Here is an 18,806-nt window from a genome sequence, read left to right on the forward strand (position 1 = left end):
CTCCACACAAACAAGTTCATGCTAGATCATTTTCCACTGAACGCGATCACCATTCGGTGGAAAAATGCGCCCTGCGTCGAATTCGCGCTGTTTCAGACCAGTCGTTTTCGACCTGTCCGTCAGACGGCTTTTTCGCGGGCGCGCTGGATATAGAGACTCCGAAGCCGCGTCGCCACCGGGCCAGGCGCCCCATCGCCAACCTTCACGCCATCGACGCTGACGATCGGCATCACCAGGGTGCCGGCCCCGGTGATGAAGGCCTCCCGCGCGGCTTGCGCCTCGGCGATGGTGAAGGGCTTTTCGTTGATCGGCAGGCCCGCTTCGCGGATCACCTCGAACAGGGTGGAGCGGGTCACGCCGTGCAGGATGTTGGCCTGGGTGTCGCGCGTGCGCAGATGACCTTCGGCGTCGACGATCCAGGCGTTGGATGACGCGCCCTCGGTCACCAGCCCCAGGTCATCGACGAACCAGGCTTCGATCGCGCCGCGCTCACGGGCCGCTTGCTTGGCCAGGGCGTTGGGCAGCAGACCGACCGACTTGATGTCGCAGCGGCCCCAGCGGTTCTCGGGAACGCTGATGACCGCCGCGCCCTGCGCCGCCTTGCGCTCGGCCAACTGAGGATCGGTCGACTTGGCCGTGACCACCATGGAGGGCGCAACGGCGGGATTGGGAAAGGCGTGGTCCCGACGGGCGACGCCGCGCGTCACCTGCAGATAGACCAGACCATTGCGCACCATATTGCGGCGCACCGCTTCGCGAAGCACGACGGTCAGGGCCGCCTGCCCCATGGGATGGGCGATGCGCAGGGAGTCCAGGCTGCGCCAGAGCCGGGCGAAATGGCCCTGGGCGTCGGCCAGCTTGCCATCGAACACGGCCCAGACTTCATAGACGCCGTCGGCCAGCTGATAGCCGCGATCCTCGATATGTACGGCAGCCTCGCCGTGCCGGACGAAGCGGCCGTTCACATAGGCAAAACGCGACATCTATTCTTCCTCGTCCGCCCGCGCGCCAGCGACGCCCAGGGACTTGAGCTTGCGGTGCAGCGCCGAGCGCTCCATGCCGATGAAATTGGCGGTACGCGAGATGTTTCCGCCAAAACGCAGGATCTGGGCGTGCAGATATTCGCGCTCGAACAGCTCCCGCGCCTCGCGCAGCGGCAAGGCGATGATCCGTTCGGCCCCGATCGCGCCGGCATGGCCGGCCGAAGGCTGCTCGGCGCCGGCCAGCATCTCGGCGGTGATCAGTTCGCCCGGCTCGCCGGCCGCCAGGATCAGCATGCGCTCGACGTTGTTGCGAAGCTGGCGGACATTGCCCGGCCAGGTCTGCACCTGCAGCGTCGCCAGCGCGTCGTCGCCCAGGCGGCGGCGCGGCAGGCCGGTCGCCTCGACAATGCGGTCGATGAAGAAGCTGATCAGTTCCGGAATGTCTTCGCGGCGCTCAGACAGGCCTGGCACCCGCACGGGCACGACGTTCAGGCGGTGAAACAGGTCCTCGCGGAACCGTCCCGCTGCGATCTCGTCGCGCAGGTCGCGAGAGGTCGAGGAAATGACGCGAACATCCACCTGAACGTCGCTGTCGCCGCCCACGCGGCGGAAGCGCTGCTCGACCAGCACCCGCAGGATGCGGCTCTGGGTCTCGCGCGGCATGTCGGCCACCTCGTCGAGATAGAGGGTGCCGCCGTGGGCCCGCTCGAACACGCCGATCTTGCGCGGACGACCGCCCTCGCCTTCCTCGCCGAACAGCTCAACGTCGAGACGTTCGGGGGCCATGCCGGCCGCGCTGACCGCCACGAATTCCTGCCGGGTCCGGGCGCTGGCGCCGTGGATCAAGCGGGCCACGAGCTCCTTGCCCGCACCAGGCGGTCCGGAGACCAGCACCCGGCTATTGGCGGGAGCCACCTTGGCGATCATCTGGCGAAGGGCCTGGGCTGCGGCCGATTTTCCCATCAGGCCGTCAGAGGTGAAGCTCTGGGCGCGCAGCCTGCGGTTCTCGCGCTTGAGGCCTGCCGCCTCCAGCGCACGCTCGACCACCAGCAACAGCCGATCCGACTTGAACGGTTTTTCCAGGAACTCGTAGGCGCCGCGCTTGATGGCGCTGACGGCGGTCTCGATATTGCCGTGGCCTGAGATCATGATCACCGGCAGGTCAGGGTCGAGCTCCTTGACCATGTCGAGCAGTTCAAGCCCGTCCATGCCCCCGCCCTGCATCCAGATGTCCAGCACCAGCAGAGCTGGTTTGCGGGCGCGCAGGGCCGCCAGCGCCTGATTGGAATCCGCGGCGGTTCGCACGGCATAGCCCTCGTCCTCGAGGATGCCGGCCACGAGGTCGCGGATATCGGCCTCGTCGTCCACAACAAGCACGTCAGCGCTCATATCATCTCCTCAACGCCACCGAGGGCCGCGGCGGGCAGCCGCGCGGTCGTCGGAAATTTCAGGATCACCCGGGCTCCGGGCGCTTGGTGGGCATCGGTCAGGACCAGAGTTCCCTCGTGGTCCTCCATGATCCGCTTGACGATCGCCAGGCCAAGGCCTGTGCCCTTCTCGCGGGTCGTTACGTAAGGCTCGGTCAGGCGATCGCGATCGCGGGCCGGAAGGCCGACGCCGTTGTCCTCGATGATCACGCTAAGACCCTGGTCGTCGGTCACCAGGGTCGCGGTGATCCTGCCGGCCGGTTCAGGGGTGATGTGTCGCCGCGCACCGACCGCTTCGCCGGCGTTCTTGAGGATGTTGGTCAGGGCCTGACCCACCATCCGCGCGTCGCACTGGATGAGTACGTCCTCGCCCGGCTCAATCAGGACGACCTCGATCTCGGGATCCACGAACCGCTGGGCGAAGACGCCCTGGCGCAGCATCTCGGTCAGGTTGGCCGGCTCGAAACGCGGCGCGGGCATCCGCGCGAACGCCGAGAATTCGTCGACCATCCGGCCGATATCGCCCACCTGGCGGATGATGGTTTCGGTGCAGCGGTCGAAGGTCTCCAGATCGCTGGTGATCTCCTTGCGATACTTGCGCTTGATGCGTTCGGCCGACAGCTGGATCGGGGTCAGCGGGTTCTTGATCTCGTGGGCGATCCGCCGGGCGACGTCCTTCCAGGCGGCGTTGCGCTGGGCGGCGACCAGACGGGTGATGTCGTCGAAGGTCAGGACCAGCCCTTCGGCGACATGACCGGCGCCGCGCACGCGCAGTCGGCGGGTCTCGCCGTCGCGCACCAGATCGATCTCGACCTCGGCGTCAGACCGCCCCTCCAGGATGGTCTCGACAACGATATCGAACTCCGGCGCGGCCGCGATGAGGTCCAGGCCGACGGCGTCTTCCTGCAGACTGAGCAGGGTCACGGCGCGACGATTCAGAGCCGAGATCCGTCCCTGGGCGTCCAGGCTGACCACCCCGGCGCTGACACCTGACAGCACCGTCTCGATGAACTGGCGTCGGGTTTCGGCGTCAAGACTGGCGGTTCGCAACGCCGCCTGCTGAACCTGAAGATCTGTGGTCATCATGTTGAACGCGTTGGATAATGCCCTGATCTCATCAGGTCCGACTTCAGCGTCAACCCGAGCATCCAGATCGCCCGCCGACACCCGTCCGGCGGCTTCCACCAGTCCGGCGACGGGGCCGGCGATCGAGTTGGCGGCGGCTATGCCGACCCAGACCGCAGCGACCAGCACCAGCAGCGCGGTTTCCACATAGCTGAGGCCAAAAATGGCCTGGATCCGCCCCCGACTCCGCTCGGCGTCGCGATAGGAGATCAGCGAGTCTTCAGCCTCGATCAGGTGACTCAAGATCCCCGTGTCGATCGGGCGAACCACATAGAGATAGGCGTCCGGAAACGCCTTCAGGCGATAGAGCGCGCGGAACAGGTCCGATGACACGAAGCGCTGCGCCATCGCTTCTCCGGTATCGGTGCCCTGGAAGGTCGACGGCGGCGGCGCCAGGAAGGCGGGTGCGCCGGGCATCTCGGCCCGCGCCAGAATGCGCCCGTCGCGGTCGAGCACATAGGCGGCGGAAAAGCCGCTGTTGGCGGTCTCGCCGGCCAGGAAATGGCTGAACACCACCGGCGACTGCGAGATGGCCGGCGCGGCCTCGTTCAGGTTGGCGGCCATCGGGCGAATATGTTCGCTGATATAGTTCGTCTGTTCGGCGACATAGGATCGCGCCACCTTGGCCGAGTTCTCGACCACGGTCCTGACCCGCTGGCTGAACCAGCCCTCGACCCCGCGATTGACCAGGACGCCGAAGAACAGCGCCACGATGACGGCGGGGGCCACGGCGGCGAACGAGAACAGACCCACGAAGCGCAGATGCAGGCGCGCGCCGGCGTCATTGGCCCGGGCGTCGATCATCTCGAACAGGCGCAGGCCGACCACGGTGGCGATCGCCAGGATCAGCACCAGATTGAAGCCCAGCACGATCAGGATGGCCGTGCTGGCGGGGCTGATCGGACCGCTTTCGGGCGGCGACGAGGCCAAGGCCACGCCCGTAACGGTCAGGATCACCGCCAGGGCATAGGCGCCGCCGATCACATAGCGCGATCGCAGCCGCTCCCGCCACCAGACCCAGCTGAACCGGGGCGGCGGGCTTTCGGACCCGAATGCGGACATGACGGACGCCATGAGGTCAGTCTAGAAGTGGGTGTGCCCCAAAATCAACAGCTATGTGCCAAATAAGCTTCAGCGCCGTCCGCGGGTCATCTCCACGCCCAGGTCCTGGATCTTCTTGCGCAGGGTATTGCGGTTCAGACCGAGGATCTCGGCGGCCCTGACCTGGTTGCCGCGGGTGGCCGACAGGGTCAGCTGGATCAGCGGGCGCTCGACCTCCTGAAGAACCCGATCGTACAGGCCCGCCGCCGGAACGCCGTCAGGCTGGTCGGCGAAATGACCCGCCAGGTGACGCTCCACCAGCATCGACAGGGTGACAGGCCCCTCTTCCGACCGAACGGCCGGCGTATGGTCCTGAAGCTCGCGATCGACGATCCGGGCGGTGATCAGCTCCTCGGCATACAGGGCGCACATCCGCCGGATCAGGTTTTCCAGCTCGCGGACATTGCCGGGCCAGGAATGGGCCTTCAGGCGATCCAGGGCGCTGGAATCGATGGTCTTGGACGGCAGCCCCTCCCGCGCGGCGCGCAGCAGGAAGGTGCGGGCCAGGTCCGGAATGTCCTCGGTGCGATCGCGCAGCGGCGGTAGGCGCACGGGCGCCACGTTGAGGCGGAAGAACAGGTCCTCGCGGAACAGGCCCTGCTGGATCAGCCCCCGCAGGTCACGGTTGGTGGCGGCGATGATCCGCACATTCGGCCGGCGCCCGGTCTTGGGATTGAGCACCGGCTCGGTGCCGTCGATCACGCGCAGCAGGCGGGTCTGGGCGTCCAGCGGCATGTCGCCGATCTCGTCCAGGAACAGGGTGCCGCCGTCTGCCTCGATCAGGCGGCCCAGATCGCCCTCACCGCGCCCGAACAGCTCGGTTTCGACCCGCTCGCGGGGAACCGCCGCCAGGTTGATGACCACGAACTTGCCGTCGCGACGGCGTCCCAGCTCGTGCAGGGCCCGGGCGACCAGCTCCTTGCCGGTGCCGCTTTCGCCCAGGATCAGCACCGTCAGGTCGGCGCCGACCAGACGCGCGATGGTGCGATAAACCTCCTGCATCGGCGCAGAGCGGCCGATCAGCGGCAGGCGTTCGTCGCGCATTGCCCGCGCCTGGGCCTTAGACGCCTCGGCGTCTGCCGGACGCGAAAGGGCCCGGCGCGCCGCTGCGGTGACGTCGTCAAGGTCGAACGGCTTGGAGATATACTCGAACGCCCCCGCGTCGGCGGCGTTGACCGCCGTCAGCAGCGTATTCTGGGCGCTCATCACGATGATCGGCAGCTTGGGCCGCTCCTTGCGGATGCGCGGCAGCACGTCGAAGACGTTCTCGTCGGGCATCATCACGTCGGTGACGACCAGGTCGCCCTCGCCGTCCATGACCCACTTGAGCAGGGTGGTGGCATTGCCTGTGGCGCGCACCTGATAGCCCAGCCGGGTGAAGGCCTGGCTGAGAACGAGCCTCACCGACGAGTCGTCGTCGGCGATCAGGATCTTCTTGCTGGCGGCATTCATGCTTACGCGTCTCCGACGGAAGGTGCAGGCGCCACGGGCAGCAGCACGCGAAACACGGTGCGGCCGGGCTCGGACTCGAAATCGATCAGGCCGCCATGGGCGGTGACAAGCTTGGTGACCAGGGCCAGGCCAAGGCCGGTGCCGTTGGGCTTGGTGGTGACGAAAGGCTGGAAGAGATGGTCGCGCAGGCTCTGAGGCACGCCGGGACCGTTGTCCTGGATCCGGATCTCGATGGGCGCGCCGCTGGCGGCCTTGCCGTCGGCGCCGCGCACCCGAACGCCGGGGCGCCAGGCCGTGTGGATCGAGATCGCGCCGCGCCCGTCGCCGCGCATGTGAGCCGCTTCGGCGGCGTTCTTCACCAGGTTCAGGAAGATCTGGATCAGGTGATCCTCGTCGCCCCACACCGGCGGCAGCGAGGGGTCATAGGTCTCGCGCAGGGTCAGGCCGTCGGCCACGCCATTGGCGACCAGGGCGCGAATGCGGTCCAGAACCTGATGGATGTTCACGGCCTCGCGCGGCGTCGGCAGGTCTTCGGAGAAGGCCTCCATGCGATCCACCAGACGGCGGATGCGGTCGGTCTCATCGACGATCAGCTGGGCCAGCGGCTGGTCGGCGGCTGAAGCGCCGGTCTTGAGCAGCTGGGCCGCGCCGCGAATGCCGGCCAGCGGGTTCTTGATCTCGTGGGCCAGCATCTTGCCGAGCCCGACGACCGAGCGAAGACCGGCGGCGTCCGCGCCGCGATCCACGCCCAGCACGCCTTTGACATGCAGGGTCAGCAGCACCGAACCATCGCCCAGCGGCGCGGCGGCGCCATCGGCTTCGAAAGGCGGCTGACCGAAGAGATTGACCTCGACGCCATGCTCGCGAACCGGCGCGCCTTCGAAGATCGCCCGATCCAGCAGCGAGACCAGAACCGAGCCCGGCGGCAGGGCGGCGCGGAAACGACCGCGCGCCAGCAGCGACAGGCCGTGGCCAAAGAGCGCCTCGGCGGCTTCATTGACGGCCACCAGACCGCCCTTGCTGTCGACGACCAGCGCCGGCTCCGGGCTGAGGTCAAAGGCGGCGGCCTTCAGCGCCTCGGGCGCCTTGCCGCTCAGAACACGGGCATGGTCGCTCATGCGGCGATCCTCCGGTCTCCCAGCCAAAGGCGCGTCAGAGCGCCTTCGACCAGTTCAGGTTCATCCAGACGACACATCGAGGCGCGCGCGGCGCGGCGCGCCTCGGGCGTCTCGGGCCATGGCGCGGCTTCGATGTAGGAGGCCAGGTGCTTGCGGAACATTTTCAGACCCAGGGGCTGGCCATAGAAATCCAGGCTTCGGCGGAAATGGGTGAGAGCGATAGCCAGCCGTTCCTCGGCGTCGGGCTCGACAAAGGCGCGGCCCTCAAGCGCCGCCTCGATGGCCCCGGCGATCCACGGGCGTCCATAGACGCCACGGCCGATCATCACGCCGTCGGCGCCCGACTGATCCAGCGCCATGCGCGCGCTGGCGCCATCGACGATGTCGCCATTGACCAAGACCGGGATCGACACCGCCGCCTTGACCTCGGCGACAGCCGACCAGTCAGCGACGCCCTTGTAGAACTGGCTGCGGGTGCGGCCATGAACCGTGATCGCCTTCGCGCCAGCCGCTTGGGCCCGGCGCGCGATATCGGCGGCGTTGCGGGTGTTGTCGTCCCAGCCCAGTCGCATCTTCACCGTGACGGGCACAGTCACCGCCTGGACCGCAGCGGCGACCAGGGCTTCGGCCAGGTCCGGATCGCGCATCAGGGCTGAGCCGCACTGCTGGCCGCCGGAGACTTCCTTGGCGGGACAGCCAAAGTTCAGGTCGACGATCTCGGCGCCGGCCTCGGCGGCCATGCGGGCGCCCTTGGCCATCAGAGCAATGTCGCGACCGACCAGTTGCACCACCATCAGCGGCAGCCCTTCGCCCACAGCGGCGCGACGCACGACGTCAGGCCGCCCCCGCGCAAACTCGGCGCAGGCCACCATCTCCGTCGCCACATAAGGGGCGCCGAGCGCCGTGGCCGTTTCTCTGAAGGGCAGATCGGAAATGCCGGTCATGGGCGCGATCCACACGCGCCCAGGCACTTCCACTCCGCCGACCTCGAGCTTGTTGCTCATTTTGTAATCATCCCCGACGCTGTGTTTTTAGGCATATTGTGCGGCGCAGTAAAGCCCGGATCGACTGGACAACCGCAACGGCCGGACTAAACAGCGGCATGACCTTTTCCGCCGTGATCGTCGCCGCCGGCTCCGGAACCCGGGCCGGCCCTGGCCAAGCCAAACAATGGCGATCCGTGGCCGGTAAACCCGTTTTGCGCTGGTCGGTCGAGAGCTTCATCGCCGCAGGCGCGGTCGATGTGATCATCGTGGCGTCTGAAGACGGCGCGCTGATCCTGCCCGATGTGCTGGCGAGCCTGAAGGGCTGGCGCAGCGTTCGGGGCGGCGCGACGCGCGCGCTGTCCGTTCAGGCGGGCCTCGCAGCGCTTTCACAGCGACCGACGGAAGAGCCGGTGCTGGTGCACGACGCCGCCCGGCCCTTCCTGAGCCGCAAGACCATCGACGATCTGCTCGGCGCCCTGACCGACGCGGACGGCGCCCTTCCCGCCCTCCCCGTCGCCGACACCCTGAAGCGTACCGACCCCGGCGCGCCGCTGACCACGACCTCTCGCGACAATCTGTGGCGGGCCCAGACCCCGCAGGCGTTCAGGCGAGGCGCCCTCGTCTCGGCCTATCTGGCCTGGCATGGCCAGGCCGAGCCCACCGACGACGCTCAGGTCGTGGAGGCCGCCGGCGGCCGCGTCGTCCTCACGCCGGGCGACCCGCTGCTGATGAAACTGACCTATCCGGAGGATTTCGCCATGGCTGAACGACTGGCGGGCGCGGCCCGCATCACCCGCATCGGCCAGGGCTTCGACGCGCACCGTTGGGGGCCGGGCGACTCGGTGTGGCTGTGCGGCGTGGAGATCGTCCATGACCAGACGCTGATCGGACATTCCGACGCCGACGCCGGTCTGCACGCCCTGACCGACGCCCTGCTGGGCGCCATCGGCGAAGGCGATATCGGCGATCACTTCCCGCCCACCGACCCACAATGGAAGGGCGCGGCCTCCGACAAGTTCCTGATCCACGCCGCCGAACTGGTGCGCGCCCGGGGCGGCACGATCATCAATGTCGATGTCACGCTGATCTGCGAGCGACCCAAGATCAAGCCGCACCGGGCCGCCATGCGCGAGCGCCTGGCCCAGATCCTGGCGCTACCGCTGGACCGGGTCAGCGTCAAGGCAACCACCACCGAGCAGATGGGTTTTACCGGGCGCGGCGAAGGTCTGGCGGCCCAGGCCGTCGTGGCGGTCGAGACTCCGGCCTGAGGGGTATAGTCTGGGCGAAGAGAATCCGCTGGAGAGCCGCATGTTTCCGCTAGAGATCGAAACCCTGGCCCGCCTGCTGGTCGCCGAGGCCCGAGAGAAGTCCCTGAGACTGGTCGCCGCCGAAAGCTGCACGGGCGGTCTGGTGGCCGGGGCGATCTGTTCGATCTCGGGCGCGTCGGACGTCTTCGAACGCGGTTTCGTCACCTACACCAATCGCGCCAAGTCCGAGATGCTGGGCGTGCCCGGCGATCTGATCGCCGACCATGGCGCGGTCTCCGAGCCGGTCGCCCGGATGATGGCCGAGGGCGCTCTGGCCAACAGTCATGCTCATGTCGCGGTCTCGATAACCGGCATCGCCGGGCCGGGCGGCGGCACGCCGATGAAGCCCGTCGGCACCGTCCACTTCGCCGTGGCCCGCGCCAATCGCTCGCTCGTGCATCGCCACGAGACCTTTGACGGCCAGACGCGCGAGGCTGTGCAGCTGGCGGCCGTGCGCACGGCGCTGGAAATGCTGCGCGAGGCCGTGGCCTAGAGATGCCGGAAGCCGCGCCCTCGGACTGGCGGCGGTTCGTCGGGGCGGGACTGTCGAAAAACGCCCTGGCCGCAGCGGCGGCCCGCAAAAGCGAAATCCGGCACGCGATCCGGGTCTCGGCGGCCGTAGGCGCGGCCTATGCCGTGGCCACCCTGCTCAAGCTGCCGCAGGGCTATTGGGCGGTCTTCACCGCCGTCATCGTGGTGCAGACCAGCATCGGCGCGACGATCACCGCCTCGATCGAGCGCTTCATGGGGACGGTGGTCGGCGCCGTGGTCGGGGCGGCGGCGGCCTATCTGCATCTGCGCTATCCGGCGTTTGGCGGGCTGATCCTGTGCGTCGCTGTGGCCTTGCTGTCGTTCCTCGCCGCCGTGCGGCCGACCTTCAAGGTCGCCCCCGTGACCGCCGTGATCATGCTGATCGGCATGACCACCCACATGGATCCGCTGACCGCCGCGATGTACCGGGTGATCGAGATCACCGTCGGCAGCCTCGCAGGCGTGGCGGCAACCTTGCTGATCTTCCCCGCGCGGGCTCACGGAGCGATCGTCCAGAGGGTGCGCGAGATCGTCGATCTCAACGCCGGTCTGCTGTCGCACTACGCCCGGGTCCTGCGCGGCCAGCCCAGCGATCTGGTGGCGGCCGACCAGTACGACGCCAACCGGGTGATCATGGCCAGGCTGCAGACCGACATGGCGGAGGCCGACCGCGAGACGGCTTCGCGCCTCAGCCTCAGATCAGCGCCCGAGGCCCTGCCCCGCACCCTCTGGCGGCAGCGCAACGACATCGTGATGATTGGCCGGGCGCTGGTCCAGCCGATCGCCATCCCGGGCCTGGCCGAGCCGGCGGCCGCCATGCTCGACGCCGCCCGAACCTTCCTGATCCAGGCCGCAGAGCTGATCCAGATGGGCGCGCGCCCTGATCGCCTGGCCTTTTCGCAGGCCCATGTCCGCTTTCAGGAGGCGGTTGAAGGGCTGCGCGCCGATGGCTCGATCCGGGACCTGCCGTTCGACGACGCGGCGCGGATCTTTGGTCTGGTGTTCGCGGTCGAGAACCTGCACGCCAATCTCGGCGACTTCGCCGACCGCTTGGAAGAGCGCAATGAGGCCGCAGACTAGGACCCGGGGGCCCCATGGATCTGTCGGGCGCGCGCCTCGAAACAGGCGATCAGCTTGTCGGCCGCGCGATCCAGATTGGCCGCCAGCAGGGCGTCGAGCATGCGCGACTTGAACGCGAAGTCGATGACAAATTCGACAGTGGTTTCAGCGCCTTTGGGCGTGAACTTCCATTGATTTGAAAGCCGCTTGAACGGGCCGTACAGCAGGCTGACATCGACCGTCAGATGCTCGGCGTCGCGACGCACGCGCGTGGCGAACTTCTCTTTCAGGAACGAGAAGCCGACCTGGGCCTCGGCGTCGACGGTGCTGACCGCACCGTCCTGACGGGCGTTCCAGGTGCGCATGGCGGTGATCCACGGCACGAAGTCGGGATAGGCGTCCACGTCGCCGACCAGCACGAACAGCTGCTCGGGCGCATAGGGCAGAACCCGCGTGACGACGTGACGATGCAAGCCTAGGCCGTCCGGGCGTCGAGGGCGCGGCGCGCCGCCTGCAGCTTGGCGAAGTCTTCACCCGCATGGTGCGACGAGCGGGTCAGCGGACTGGCCGAGACCATCAGGAAGCCCTTGGCCCGGGCGATGGCCTCATAGGCCTTGAACTCCTCGGGCGTGACGAAGCGGTCGATGGCGGCGTGCTTGCGGGTGGGCTGCAGGTACTGGCCGATGGTGATGAAGTCGACGCCGGCCGAGCGCATGTCGTCCATCACCTGCATGACCTCTTCCTTGGCCTCGCCCAGACCGACCATCAGGCCCGACTTGGTGAACTGGCCCGGATCGCGCTCCTTGACCCGCTCCAGCAGGCGCAGGGAGTTGTAGTAGCGGGCGCCCGGGCGGATCTTCAGATAGAGCCGTGGCACGGTTTCGAGGTTGTGATTGAAGACGTCCGGGCGGGCGTCGATGACGACGTTTTCCGCGCGATCCTTGCGCAGGAAGTCGGGGGTCAGGATCTCGATGGTCGTGCCCGGCGCGGCGGCGCGGATGGCCAGGACGACTTCGGCGAAGTGCTGGGCCCCGCCATCGGCAAGGTCGTCGCGGTCCACAGAGGTGATGACCACGTGCTTGAGGCCCATCTTGGCGACGGCCTCGGCCACGCGGCGCGGCTCATCGGCGTCCAGCGCTTTGGGCAGGCCGGTGGCGACATTGCAGAAGGCGCAGGCCCGCGTGCAGATCTCGCCCATAATCATCATGGTGGCGTGCTTCTGGCTCCAGCACTCGCCGATGTTCGGACACGCCGCTTCCTCGCAGACCGTGGTCAGCTTGTGCTCACGCACGATGCTTTTGGTCTCGTTGTACTGGCCTGAGCCGGGCGCCCGGACGCGGAGCCACTCGGGCTTGCGCAGCACCGCCGTATCGGGGCGGTTCTGCTTTTCGGGGTGGCGCGCCGCCCGGTCTTCCGGGGTGCGTGCCGTCAGCGTGTCGATCACTGTGGCCATGGCGCCTAAATCGGTCTTCTTGCCCTCCGGATCAAGCACGCGATCTTGCATGAGGCGCGAAGGCGCGAAATGAGTGCATCATATGCGTCGCCTCCTCCTCGCCGTCCTGATGTTCCTGCCCCTCGCCGGCTGCGGTGATGGCGACGCCCGCGCGCCGTTCGCCGACAGTCGGACACCGCCATCCATCACACCCAGATTCTACGCGCCGGATAACTGGGCCTGGGGCTATGTGCGGGTCGGAAACGGCCCGGCGCAGCGCTATGGCGTGTCGGCCCCCCCGATCGGTCCGCGCGCCACGGTCGTGATTCTGACCGGCTACGCCGAGCCGGCGGAAAAGTGGTTCGAGACGGCGCGACATCTGAACAAGGACGGCTACACGGTCTGGGTGCTGGAGCGGCAGGGCCAGGGCGGTTCCGAGCGCCTGACGCCCTGGCGCGATGTCGGCCATGTCGACAGCTTCGAGCCCGACGCCGCCGCTGTCCGCGCCCTGGTCAATGTGGTGATCCGACCCAAGGGCGACCGGCCGCTGGTGGTTCTTGCCCATGCCGATGGCGGCCTGGTGGCCTTGCGGGCCGTCGAGACCGGCCTGCCGGCCGATGGGGTGATCCTGTCCTCGCCGGTCTTCGCGCTGCAAAGCTCGCCTGCCCAGACGACACAGGTCGCTGTCTGGGCCAGTCGTCTGAAGCTGGGCTGGATCAGGCCGCCCGGCGCGCCTGGCTGGATCCGCGATGCGCCTGTCGGCGTCGCGGCCGGCATGACCGATGACAAGACACGGGGCGCGGTCCAGCAGGCCTGGCTGACCGCCAATCCCGACCTTCGCATGGGCTCACCCAGCGTCGGCTGGCAGGCAGCCCTGGTCGAAGCGTCCGAGCGCGCCCGCGCCGATGTCTCCAGGGTCAGGGCGCCGGTGCTGATGCTGCACGGGGGCAAGGATCGCTTGACGACCCCCGCGATCCTGGCCGGCGCCTGCGCCGCGATCGCCGACTGCCGGGCGGCGGCGCTTCCCGCCGGTCATCACGACCTGCACATGGAATCAGACGCCGTAAGGGACGCCTGGCTCGTCGAGATCGAGCACTTCATCAAGGCCCGCATCGCGGCCAAGGCGCCGCGCCACAAGGGCTGATCCTGCGGTTTGTGACTCTTCCTTGCAAAGCTGGACCTTCCCCGGCAGTCTCGCGACCTAACGAACGAAAGCCATGACGCTTTTCGGGGAGGTTGCGCCGGGATGCCGGTAGTTTTTAAAGCGGAAGATGGCCAGAAGGCCCTCTTCGACGCCCTCATCGATGCGCGCGACACCTATGGCGCCAAAAAGCCCATCCTTGAGGATCAAGATCGCAACCCGCTCAGCTATACCGACCTGATCCGGGCGAGCTTTGCTCTGGGCCGCAAGATCGCGGCCATGACGAAGCCCGGCGAGAACGTCGGCGTGCTGCTGCCCTCGGGTTCGGCGGCCGTAGTGACCTTCTTTGCCCTGCACGCCTTCGGTCGCGTGCCGACCATGCTGAACTTCACGGCCGGCCTGCGAAACCTGAAGGCCGCCTGCCAGCTGGCCAAGGTCAAGCGCGTCCTGACCGCTCACAAGTTCATCGAGCTGGGCAATCTGCACGACATCGTCGATGCGCTCGAAGCCCAGGCGTCGATCACCTATCTGGAAGACGTGCGCGGCACGATCGGTCTGGCCGACAAGCTGTTCGCCGCTGCCGCGGGCGCGTTTCCGCGTCAGTTCCGGGCGCCGGCCAAGCCGTCGGACCGGGGCGTGGTGCTGTTCACCTCGGGCAGCTTCGGCGCGCCGCGCGGCGTGGTGCTGAGCCAGGCCAACATGGTCACCAACGCAGAGCAGGTCGCAGCGCATATCGCGCTGGACCCGGACTGGATTTTCTTCAATCCGCTGCCCGTGTTCCACTGTTTTGGCCTGACGGGCGGCGTGATCCTGCCGCTGCTGAAGGGCATGAAGGCGTTCCAGTACCCCTCGCCCCTGCACACCAAGCAGATCCCGGCCCTGGTCAAGGACGTCGGCGCCTCGGTGCTGTTCGCCACCGACACCTTCCTCAACCACTATGCGCGCGCGTCGGACAGCGACGAGCTGTCTGGCCTGAGGTTTATCGTCTGTGGCGCTGAAAAGGTTCGGGAAGAGACGCACAACCTCATCAACGACAAATTTGGCCCCGTCCCCGTTCTGGAAGGCTATGGCGCCACCGAGGCCTCGCCGGTCATTGCGGTGAACAAGCCCGATGACAATCGTCGCGGCACGGTCGGCGGCCTGCTGCCCGGTCAGGAATTCCGAGTCGAGCCCGTCGAAGGCATTTCAGGCGGCGGCCGACTGCTGGTCCGCGGACCCAATGTCATGCTGGGCTATTTGCGCGAGGACGGCGGCATCGATGCGCCGGATGGCGGCTGGCACGACACCGGCGATGTGGTCTCGATGTCCGACGACAACTGGATCACCATCAAGGGCCGGGTGAAACGCTTCGCCAAGATCGCCGGCGAGATGGTCTCCCTGACGGCGGCCGAAGACCTGGCCTCGGCGGTCTGGCCCGACGGCCGACACGCGGTGATCTCGATGCCCGACAAGAAAAAGGGCGAGAGGCTGGTTCTGGTCACGGACCGCCACGACGCTGCGGTCTCTGACCTGGTGGCCCACGCCCAGACCATCGGCGCGCCGGAGCTGGCGGTGCCGCGCAAGATCCTGAAGGTGCCCGAAGTGCCCGTGCTGGGCAGCGGCAAGACCGACTATGTCGCCATCCAGCGCATGGCCGATCAGGACGCCAGGGCCGCCTAGACAGATCTGCCTAGAATACGCCACCCAGGGCTTCCAGTTCAGCGCGGAAGCCCTGCTTGCGGCCATGCATGGCCCGCAGGTCGGCCATGAAGGTCTCGTGGTCCGGGAACTCGCCGAAATCGGCGATGATCGGCGCCAGGCTTTCCATCTCCAGCCATTGCTGGGCCGCAGCCCTGTAGCGGCCCGCGACGCCATAGGTCAGCACATTGCGGATCATGGCCCGCAGCAAGAGGGTCGCGGCCAGCGGATAGGCGCCTTCAAGACGGCGCGCGGCGGCGGTCAGCAGGTCTTCGTCCGCGCCGTTGATCGCGCCGTGACGGTTGATGATCAGTCGCGCCGCTGCAGCCAGATCCGGCCACTCGATCAGAAAGGCCAGGGCGGCCTCGAAGCGCGGAAACTCTGCGGCGATCTTCTTGGCGTCATCCTCGGCGACCACGTCGTCAAAGTCCGGCAGGCCCTTGAGGAACGCCCTGAGCCTCGGGATCGACAGGGTGGCCTCGAAGGCCGCCCAGCGCCGGCGCTGAGCCTCGTCCTGGCGGCCATTGGCCTGTAACGCCTCGAGATAGACATCCTCCCAGGCGGCGCGCTCGACCGGATCGTCGGGCTCGGCGCGGACCGACAGCAGGCCGTGCGGCTTGACCGTCGCTGCGGCGGCCTCCAGAGCGGCCAGGGCCTCCCCCGCCTTGCCGACGGCCAGAAGGCGACGCCCGATCTCGGCGGCGATGGCGGGAAACCGCCGCTGGGTCTCGCTGAAGGTCGCGATAAAGGCCTCCACGTCACCATTGATGTCGGCAAGACGGCGCAGGGCGTCGCGGACCACCGACGCCTTGGCGTCATAGGCGCCGGCCGAGCGCGCGGGGCGCTGGGTCAAGGCGGCCTGCAGGCGCTCGCCCAATCGCGCCTGACCGGCCACGCCCAGAGACGGGGCCGCGACAGCCACCAGCGGGCCAAACACGAAATAGTCGTCGCACAGGATCAGCCGCGCCACCCGGTCGGCCAGATCGACGGGCGCGACCTTGGCGCTCAGGGCGATGTCGCCGACCGCGTCCCGCGCTTCGACAAAGACCTCACCGATCGGCCCCTCGGGTTGACTGATGCGGTCAAAGACCGAACCGGCCAGGTCCAGGAAATCCATCAGCAGCGTCAGGGCGGCCTTGGGATCGCTTTCCGCCAGACGCTGGATCATCCGAAAGTGCAGATCCAGATCGCGCGCGAAGGCGGCGCGCTTGCGCCAGTGGATGCGCGAGGTGGCCTTGGCGATGGCCGCCAGGCGTTTGGAAATCTCCAGCGCCAGGCCTTCGGGACTGGCCTCGGCGACCAGTTCCAGCCGCAGGGCGCGCTTGACGTAGCCGTCGACCGACAGATCCATCAGGATCGTCGCCAGCCGCTCCGCGCCCAGATCGGCGAGGTTGGCCTCGGAAAGGGTGGTCTTCGACCCCTTCCTGGCCTTGGCCGCAGCCTTGATCCCAGCCTTGGCCGGCTTGTCGGTCGTCGAGGCCGTCGCGCGCGCCATTCAGGCCCCTAGATGTGCAGCACCCGTCCATACGCATCGAGCGTGGCTTCGTGCATGGCTTCCGACATGGTCGGGTGAGCGTAGACGATTCCGTGCAGGTCTTCCTCGGTCGCTTCCAGCGTGATGGCGGTGACGAAGCCCTGGATCATCTCGGTCACTTCGTGGCCGATCATGTGGGCGCCGATCAGGGCGCCGGTCTTGCCGTCGAAAACCACCTTGACGAAGCCCTCGGTTTCGCCGGCGGCCACGGCCTTGCCGTTGACCTTGAACGGGAAGCGGCCGGCTTTCACGTCGATGCCGGCCGCCTTGGCGGCGGCTTCGGTGTAGCCCACCGAGGCGACCTGAGGATTGGCATAGGTACAGCCCGGGATCGGCGAATGCACGGCCGGGGTCTTGTAGCCGGCGATGAATTCGGCGGCGTGGATGCCTTCGTGGCTGGCCTTGTGCGCCAGCCAGGGCGCGCCGGCGACGTCACCGATGGCGTAAAGGCCCGGAACGTTCGTCTCGCCGTGCTTGCCGGTGACGACGTGGCCGCGATCGGTGGTCAGGCCCACCGCTTCGGTCCCTTCGGTATTGGGCACGATGCCGATGGCGACGATGCACTTCTCGGCGGTCAGTTGCTCGGCCTTGCCGCCGACCTCGACCGACACCGAGACGCCCGTGGCGGTCTTGTCGATCTTGGTGACCTTGGCGCCGATGCGGAACTTGATGCCGCGCTTCTCGAACGCCTTCTGGGCGGCCTTGGACACCTCGGCGTCCTCGACCGGCATGATGCGGTCGACGGCCTCGACGACGGTCACCTCGGCGCCCAGGGCGCGATAGAAGCTGGCGAACTCGATGCCGATGGCGCCCGAGCCGATCACGACCAGCGACCTGGGCATGGTCTTCGGCGCCAGGGCGTCGCGATAGGTCCAGACCTTGTCGCCGTCCGAAACCGCGCCGATGGCGGGGATGTTCCTGGCCCGCGCGCCGCTGGCCAGGATCACGTTCTTCGCCTGGATCGTGCGGCTGCCGCCGGCCTTCAGGGCCACGACGACCTTGGGAGCCGGCGTCCCCTTTTCGAGCCTAGCCTCGCCCTCGACGACCTCGATCTTGTGCTTCTTCATCAGGAAGGCGATGCCGCCCGACATGGTCTTGGCCACGCCGCGCGAGCGCTCGATGATCTTGTTGAAGTCGAACGACGGCTTCTCGACCGACAGGCCATAGCTATCCAGATGCGACAGCTGCTCGAAGATCTCGCCGGACTTCAGCAGGGCCTTGGTGGGGATGCAGCCCCAGTTCAGGCAGATACCGCCCAGGTTTTCGCGCTCGACGATCGCCGTCTTCAGGCCCAGCTGGCTGGCGCGGATCGCGGCCACATAGCCGCCAGGACCGGCGCCGATGACGACGACATCGAATTCCGTGGACATGGTGTTCTTACCCTAGCTTGGACGTCGCCCGAGGGGAGCCGGGCGGCCTCGATCGATCGGCCTGCAAGCCGATCCGGGAGAATTAGAGCAGCGCCTCGACCGCGACCTTGAGGTCTTCGGGCTTGGTGGTGGGAGCGAACCGCTCGACGACTTCGCCGTCGCGGCCGATCAGGAACTTGGTGAAGTTCCACTTGATGCCCTCGGTGCCCAGCACGCCCTTCTGTTCCTTCTTCAGGAACGCATAGAGCGGATGGGCCGAAGGGCCGTTGACGTCGATCTTGGCCAGCATCGGGAAGGTCACGTCATAGGTCAGCGAGCAGAAGCTGGCGATCTCTTCGGCGTTCCCGGGCTCCTGGGCCCCGAACTGGTTGCAGGGGAAGCCCAGGATGGTCAGGCCGCGATCCTTGTAGTCGCGGTAAAGCGCTTCAAGGCCTTCATACTGCGGGGTGAATCCACACTTGCTGGCCGTGTTGACGATCAGCAGAACCTGCCCGCGATAGTCGGCCAGGCTCACGTCCTGGCCGTCCAGCGTCTTGGCCGAGTAGTCATAGACCGACATGGCG

The 18,806-nt window shown here is 67.4% G+C and carries 16 protein-coding genes; 5 read left to right on the forward strand and 11 right to left on the reverse strand.

Annotation, left to right across the window (positions count from 1 at the left end):
- Positions 1–119 precede the first annotated feature (119 nt).
- From ACN2C7_RS11505 to dusB, 6 genes are read right to left on the reverse strand one after another with little or no spacing between them, the layout of a single operon-like run.
- Positions 120–983 carry a D-amino-acid transaminase gene (locus tag ACN2C7_RS11505; protein WP_419317111.1) on the reverse strand — a complete coding sequence of 288 codons (864 nt, stop codon included), beginning with the start codon at positions 981–983 and terminating at the stop codon, positions 120–122.
- Positions 984–2,372, reverse strand: coding sequence for a sigma-54-dependent transcriptional regulator (locus tag ACN2C7_RS11510; RefSeq protein WP_419317113.1), 1,389 nt, complete (start codon positions 2,370–2,372; stop codon positions 984–986). It abuts the gene before it with no gap.
- Positions 2,369–4,609: an ATP-binding protein gene (locus ACN2C7_RS11515; RefSeq protein ID WP_419317115.1), complete on the reverse strand. Its 2,241-nt coding sequence runs from the start codon at positions 4,607–4,609 to the stop codon at positions 2,369–2,371. The genes ACN2C7_RS11510 and ACN2C7_RS11515 overlap by 4 nt, the downstream gene beginning before the upstream one ends.
- Before the next feature lie 57 nt (positions 4,610–4,666).
- Entirely contained in the window at positions 4,667–6,088 is a 1,422-nt protein-coding gene (locus ACN2C7_RS11520; protein WP_419317117.1) for a sigma 54-interacting transcriptional regulator, read from the reverse strand.
- Between the two features lie 2 nt (positions 6,089–6,090).
- Complete coding sequence (locus ACN2C7_RS11525; RefSeq protein ID WP_419317119.1) at positions 6,091–7,206, reverse strand: two-component system sensor histidine kinase NtrB; 1,116 nt, start codon at positions 7,204–7,206, stop codon at positions 6,091–6,093.
- Positions 7,203–8,210 carry a tRNA dihydrouridine synthase DusB gene (gene dusB / locus ACN2C7_RS11530; RefSeq protein WP_419317121.1) on the reverse strand — a complete coding sequence of 336 codons (1,008 nt, stop codon included), beginning with the start codon at positions 8,208–8,210 and terminating at the stop codon, positions 7,203–7,205. Before dusB ends, ACN2C7_RS11525 begins: the two co-directional genes overlap by 4 nt.
- A 98-nt stretch (positions 8,211–8,308) precedes the next feature.
- Between dusB and ACN2C7_RS11535 the strand changes: the two genes are divergently transcribed.
- From ACN2C7_RS11535 to ACN2C7_RS11545, 3 genes are read left to right on the forward strand one after another with little or no spacing between them, the layout of a single operon-like run.
- The gene (locus ACN2C7_RS11535) at positions 8,309–9,460 is read left to right on the forward strand and encodes a bifunctional 2-C-methyl-D-erythritol 4-phosphate cytidylyltransferase/2-C-methyl-D-erythritol 2,4-cyclodiphosphate synthase (protein WP_419317123.1); all 1,152 of its coding nucleotides are present in this window, start codon (positions 8,309–8,311) and stop codon (positions 9,458–9,460) included.
- Between the two features lie 40 nt (positions 9,461–9,500).
- Complete coding sequence (locus ACN2C7_RS11540; RefSeq protein WP_419317125.1) at positions 9,501–9,992, forward strand: CinA family protein; 492 nt, start codon at positions 9,501–9,503, stop codon at positions 9,990–9,992.
- Positions 9,993–9,994: 2 nt separating this feature from the next.
- Entirely contained in the window at positions 9,995–11,110 is a 1,116-nt protein-coding gene (locus ACN2C7_RS11545; RefSeq protein ID WP_419317127.1) for an FUSC family protein, read from the forward strand.
- On the opposite strand, the gene ACN2C7_RS11550 is transcribed toward ACN2C7_RS11545, so the two are convergent.
- Positions 11,107–11,562: a type II toxin-antitoxin system RatA family toxin gene (locus ACN2C7_RS11550; protein WP_419317129.1), complete on the reverse strand. Its 456-nt coding sequence runs from the start codon at positions 11,560–11,562 to the stop codon at positions 11,107–11,109. The two genes, ACN2C7_RS11545 and ACN2C7_RS11550, sit on opposite strands and share 4 nt — an antisense overlap.
- A gap of 2 nt (positions 11,563–11,564) precedes the next feature.
- Positions 11,565–12,542, reverse strand: a complete 978-nt coding sequence (gene lipA / locus ACN2C7_RS11555) for a lipoyl synthase (RefSeq protein WP_419255291.1) — start codon at positions 12,540–12,542, stop codon at positions 11,565–11,567.
- Positions 12,543–12,624: 82 nt separating this feature from the next.
- Here lipA and ACN2C7_RS11560 point away from each other — a divergent pair, with 82 nt between their 5' ends.
- Together ACN2C7_RS11560 and ACN2C7_RS11565 are read left to right on the forward strand one after the other, a co-directional pair.
- Positions 12,625–13,665 (forward strand): alpha/beta fold hydrolase, encoded by a 1,041-nt coding sequence (locus ACN2C7_RS11560; RefSeq protein ID WP_419317131.1) that lies wholly within the window; start codon positions 12,625–12,627, stop codon positions 13,663–13,665.
- Positions 13,666–13,767: 102 nt separating this feature from the next.
- A complete protein-coding gene (locus tag ACN2C7_RS11565; protein WP_419317133.1) occupies positions 13,768–15,321 on the forward strand; it encodes an AMP-binding protein in 1,554 nt (517 codons plus the stop codon).
- Between the two features lie 10 nt (positions 15,322–15,331).
- Here ACN2C7_RS11565 and ACN2C7_RS11570 read toward each other — a convergent pair whose 3' ends face one another.
- The 3 genes from ACN2C7_RS11570 to ACN2C7_RS11580 form a co-directional block, all read right to left on the reverse strand.
- Positions 15,332–16,834, reverse strand: a complete 1,503-nt coding sequence (locus ACN2C7_RS11570; RefSeq protein ID WP_419317135.1) for a DUF6880 family protein — start codon at positions 16,832–16,834, stop codon at positions 15,332–15,334.
- Between the two features lie 8 nt (positions 16,835–16,842).
- A complete protein-coding gene (gene lpdA / locus ACN2C7_RS11575) occupies positions 16,843–18,243 on the reverse strand; it encodes a dihydrolipoyl dehydrogenase (RefSeq protein WP_419317137.1) in 1,401 nt (466 codons plus the stop codon).
- 82 nt (positions 18,244–18,325) lie between these two features.
- Positions 18,326–18,802, reverse strand: a complete 477-nt coding sequence (locus ACN2C7_RS11580; RefSeq protein WP_419317139.1) for a glutathione peroxidase — start codon at positions 18,800–18,802, stop codon at positions 18,326–18,328.
- Positions 18,803–18,806 lie beyond the last annotated feature (4 nt).

The sequence above is a fragment of the Caulobacter sp. ErkDOM-E genome (assembly GCF_048541895.1).
Taxonomy (GTDB): Bacteria; Pseudomonadota; Alphaproteobacteria; order Caulobacterales; family Caulobacteraceae; genus Caulobacter.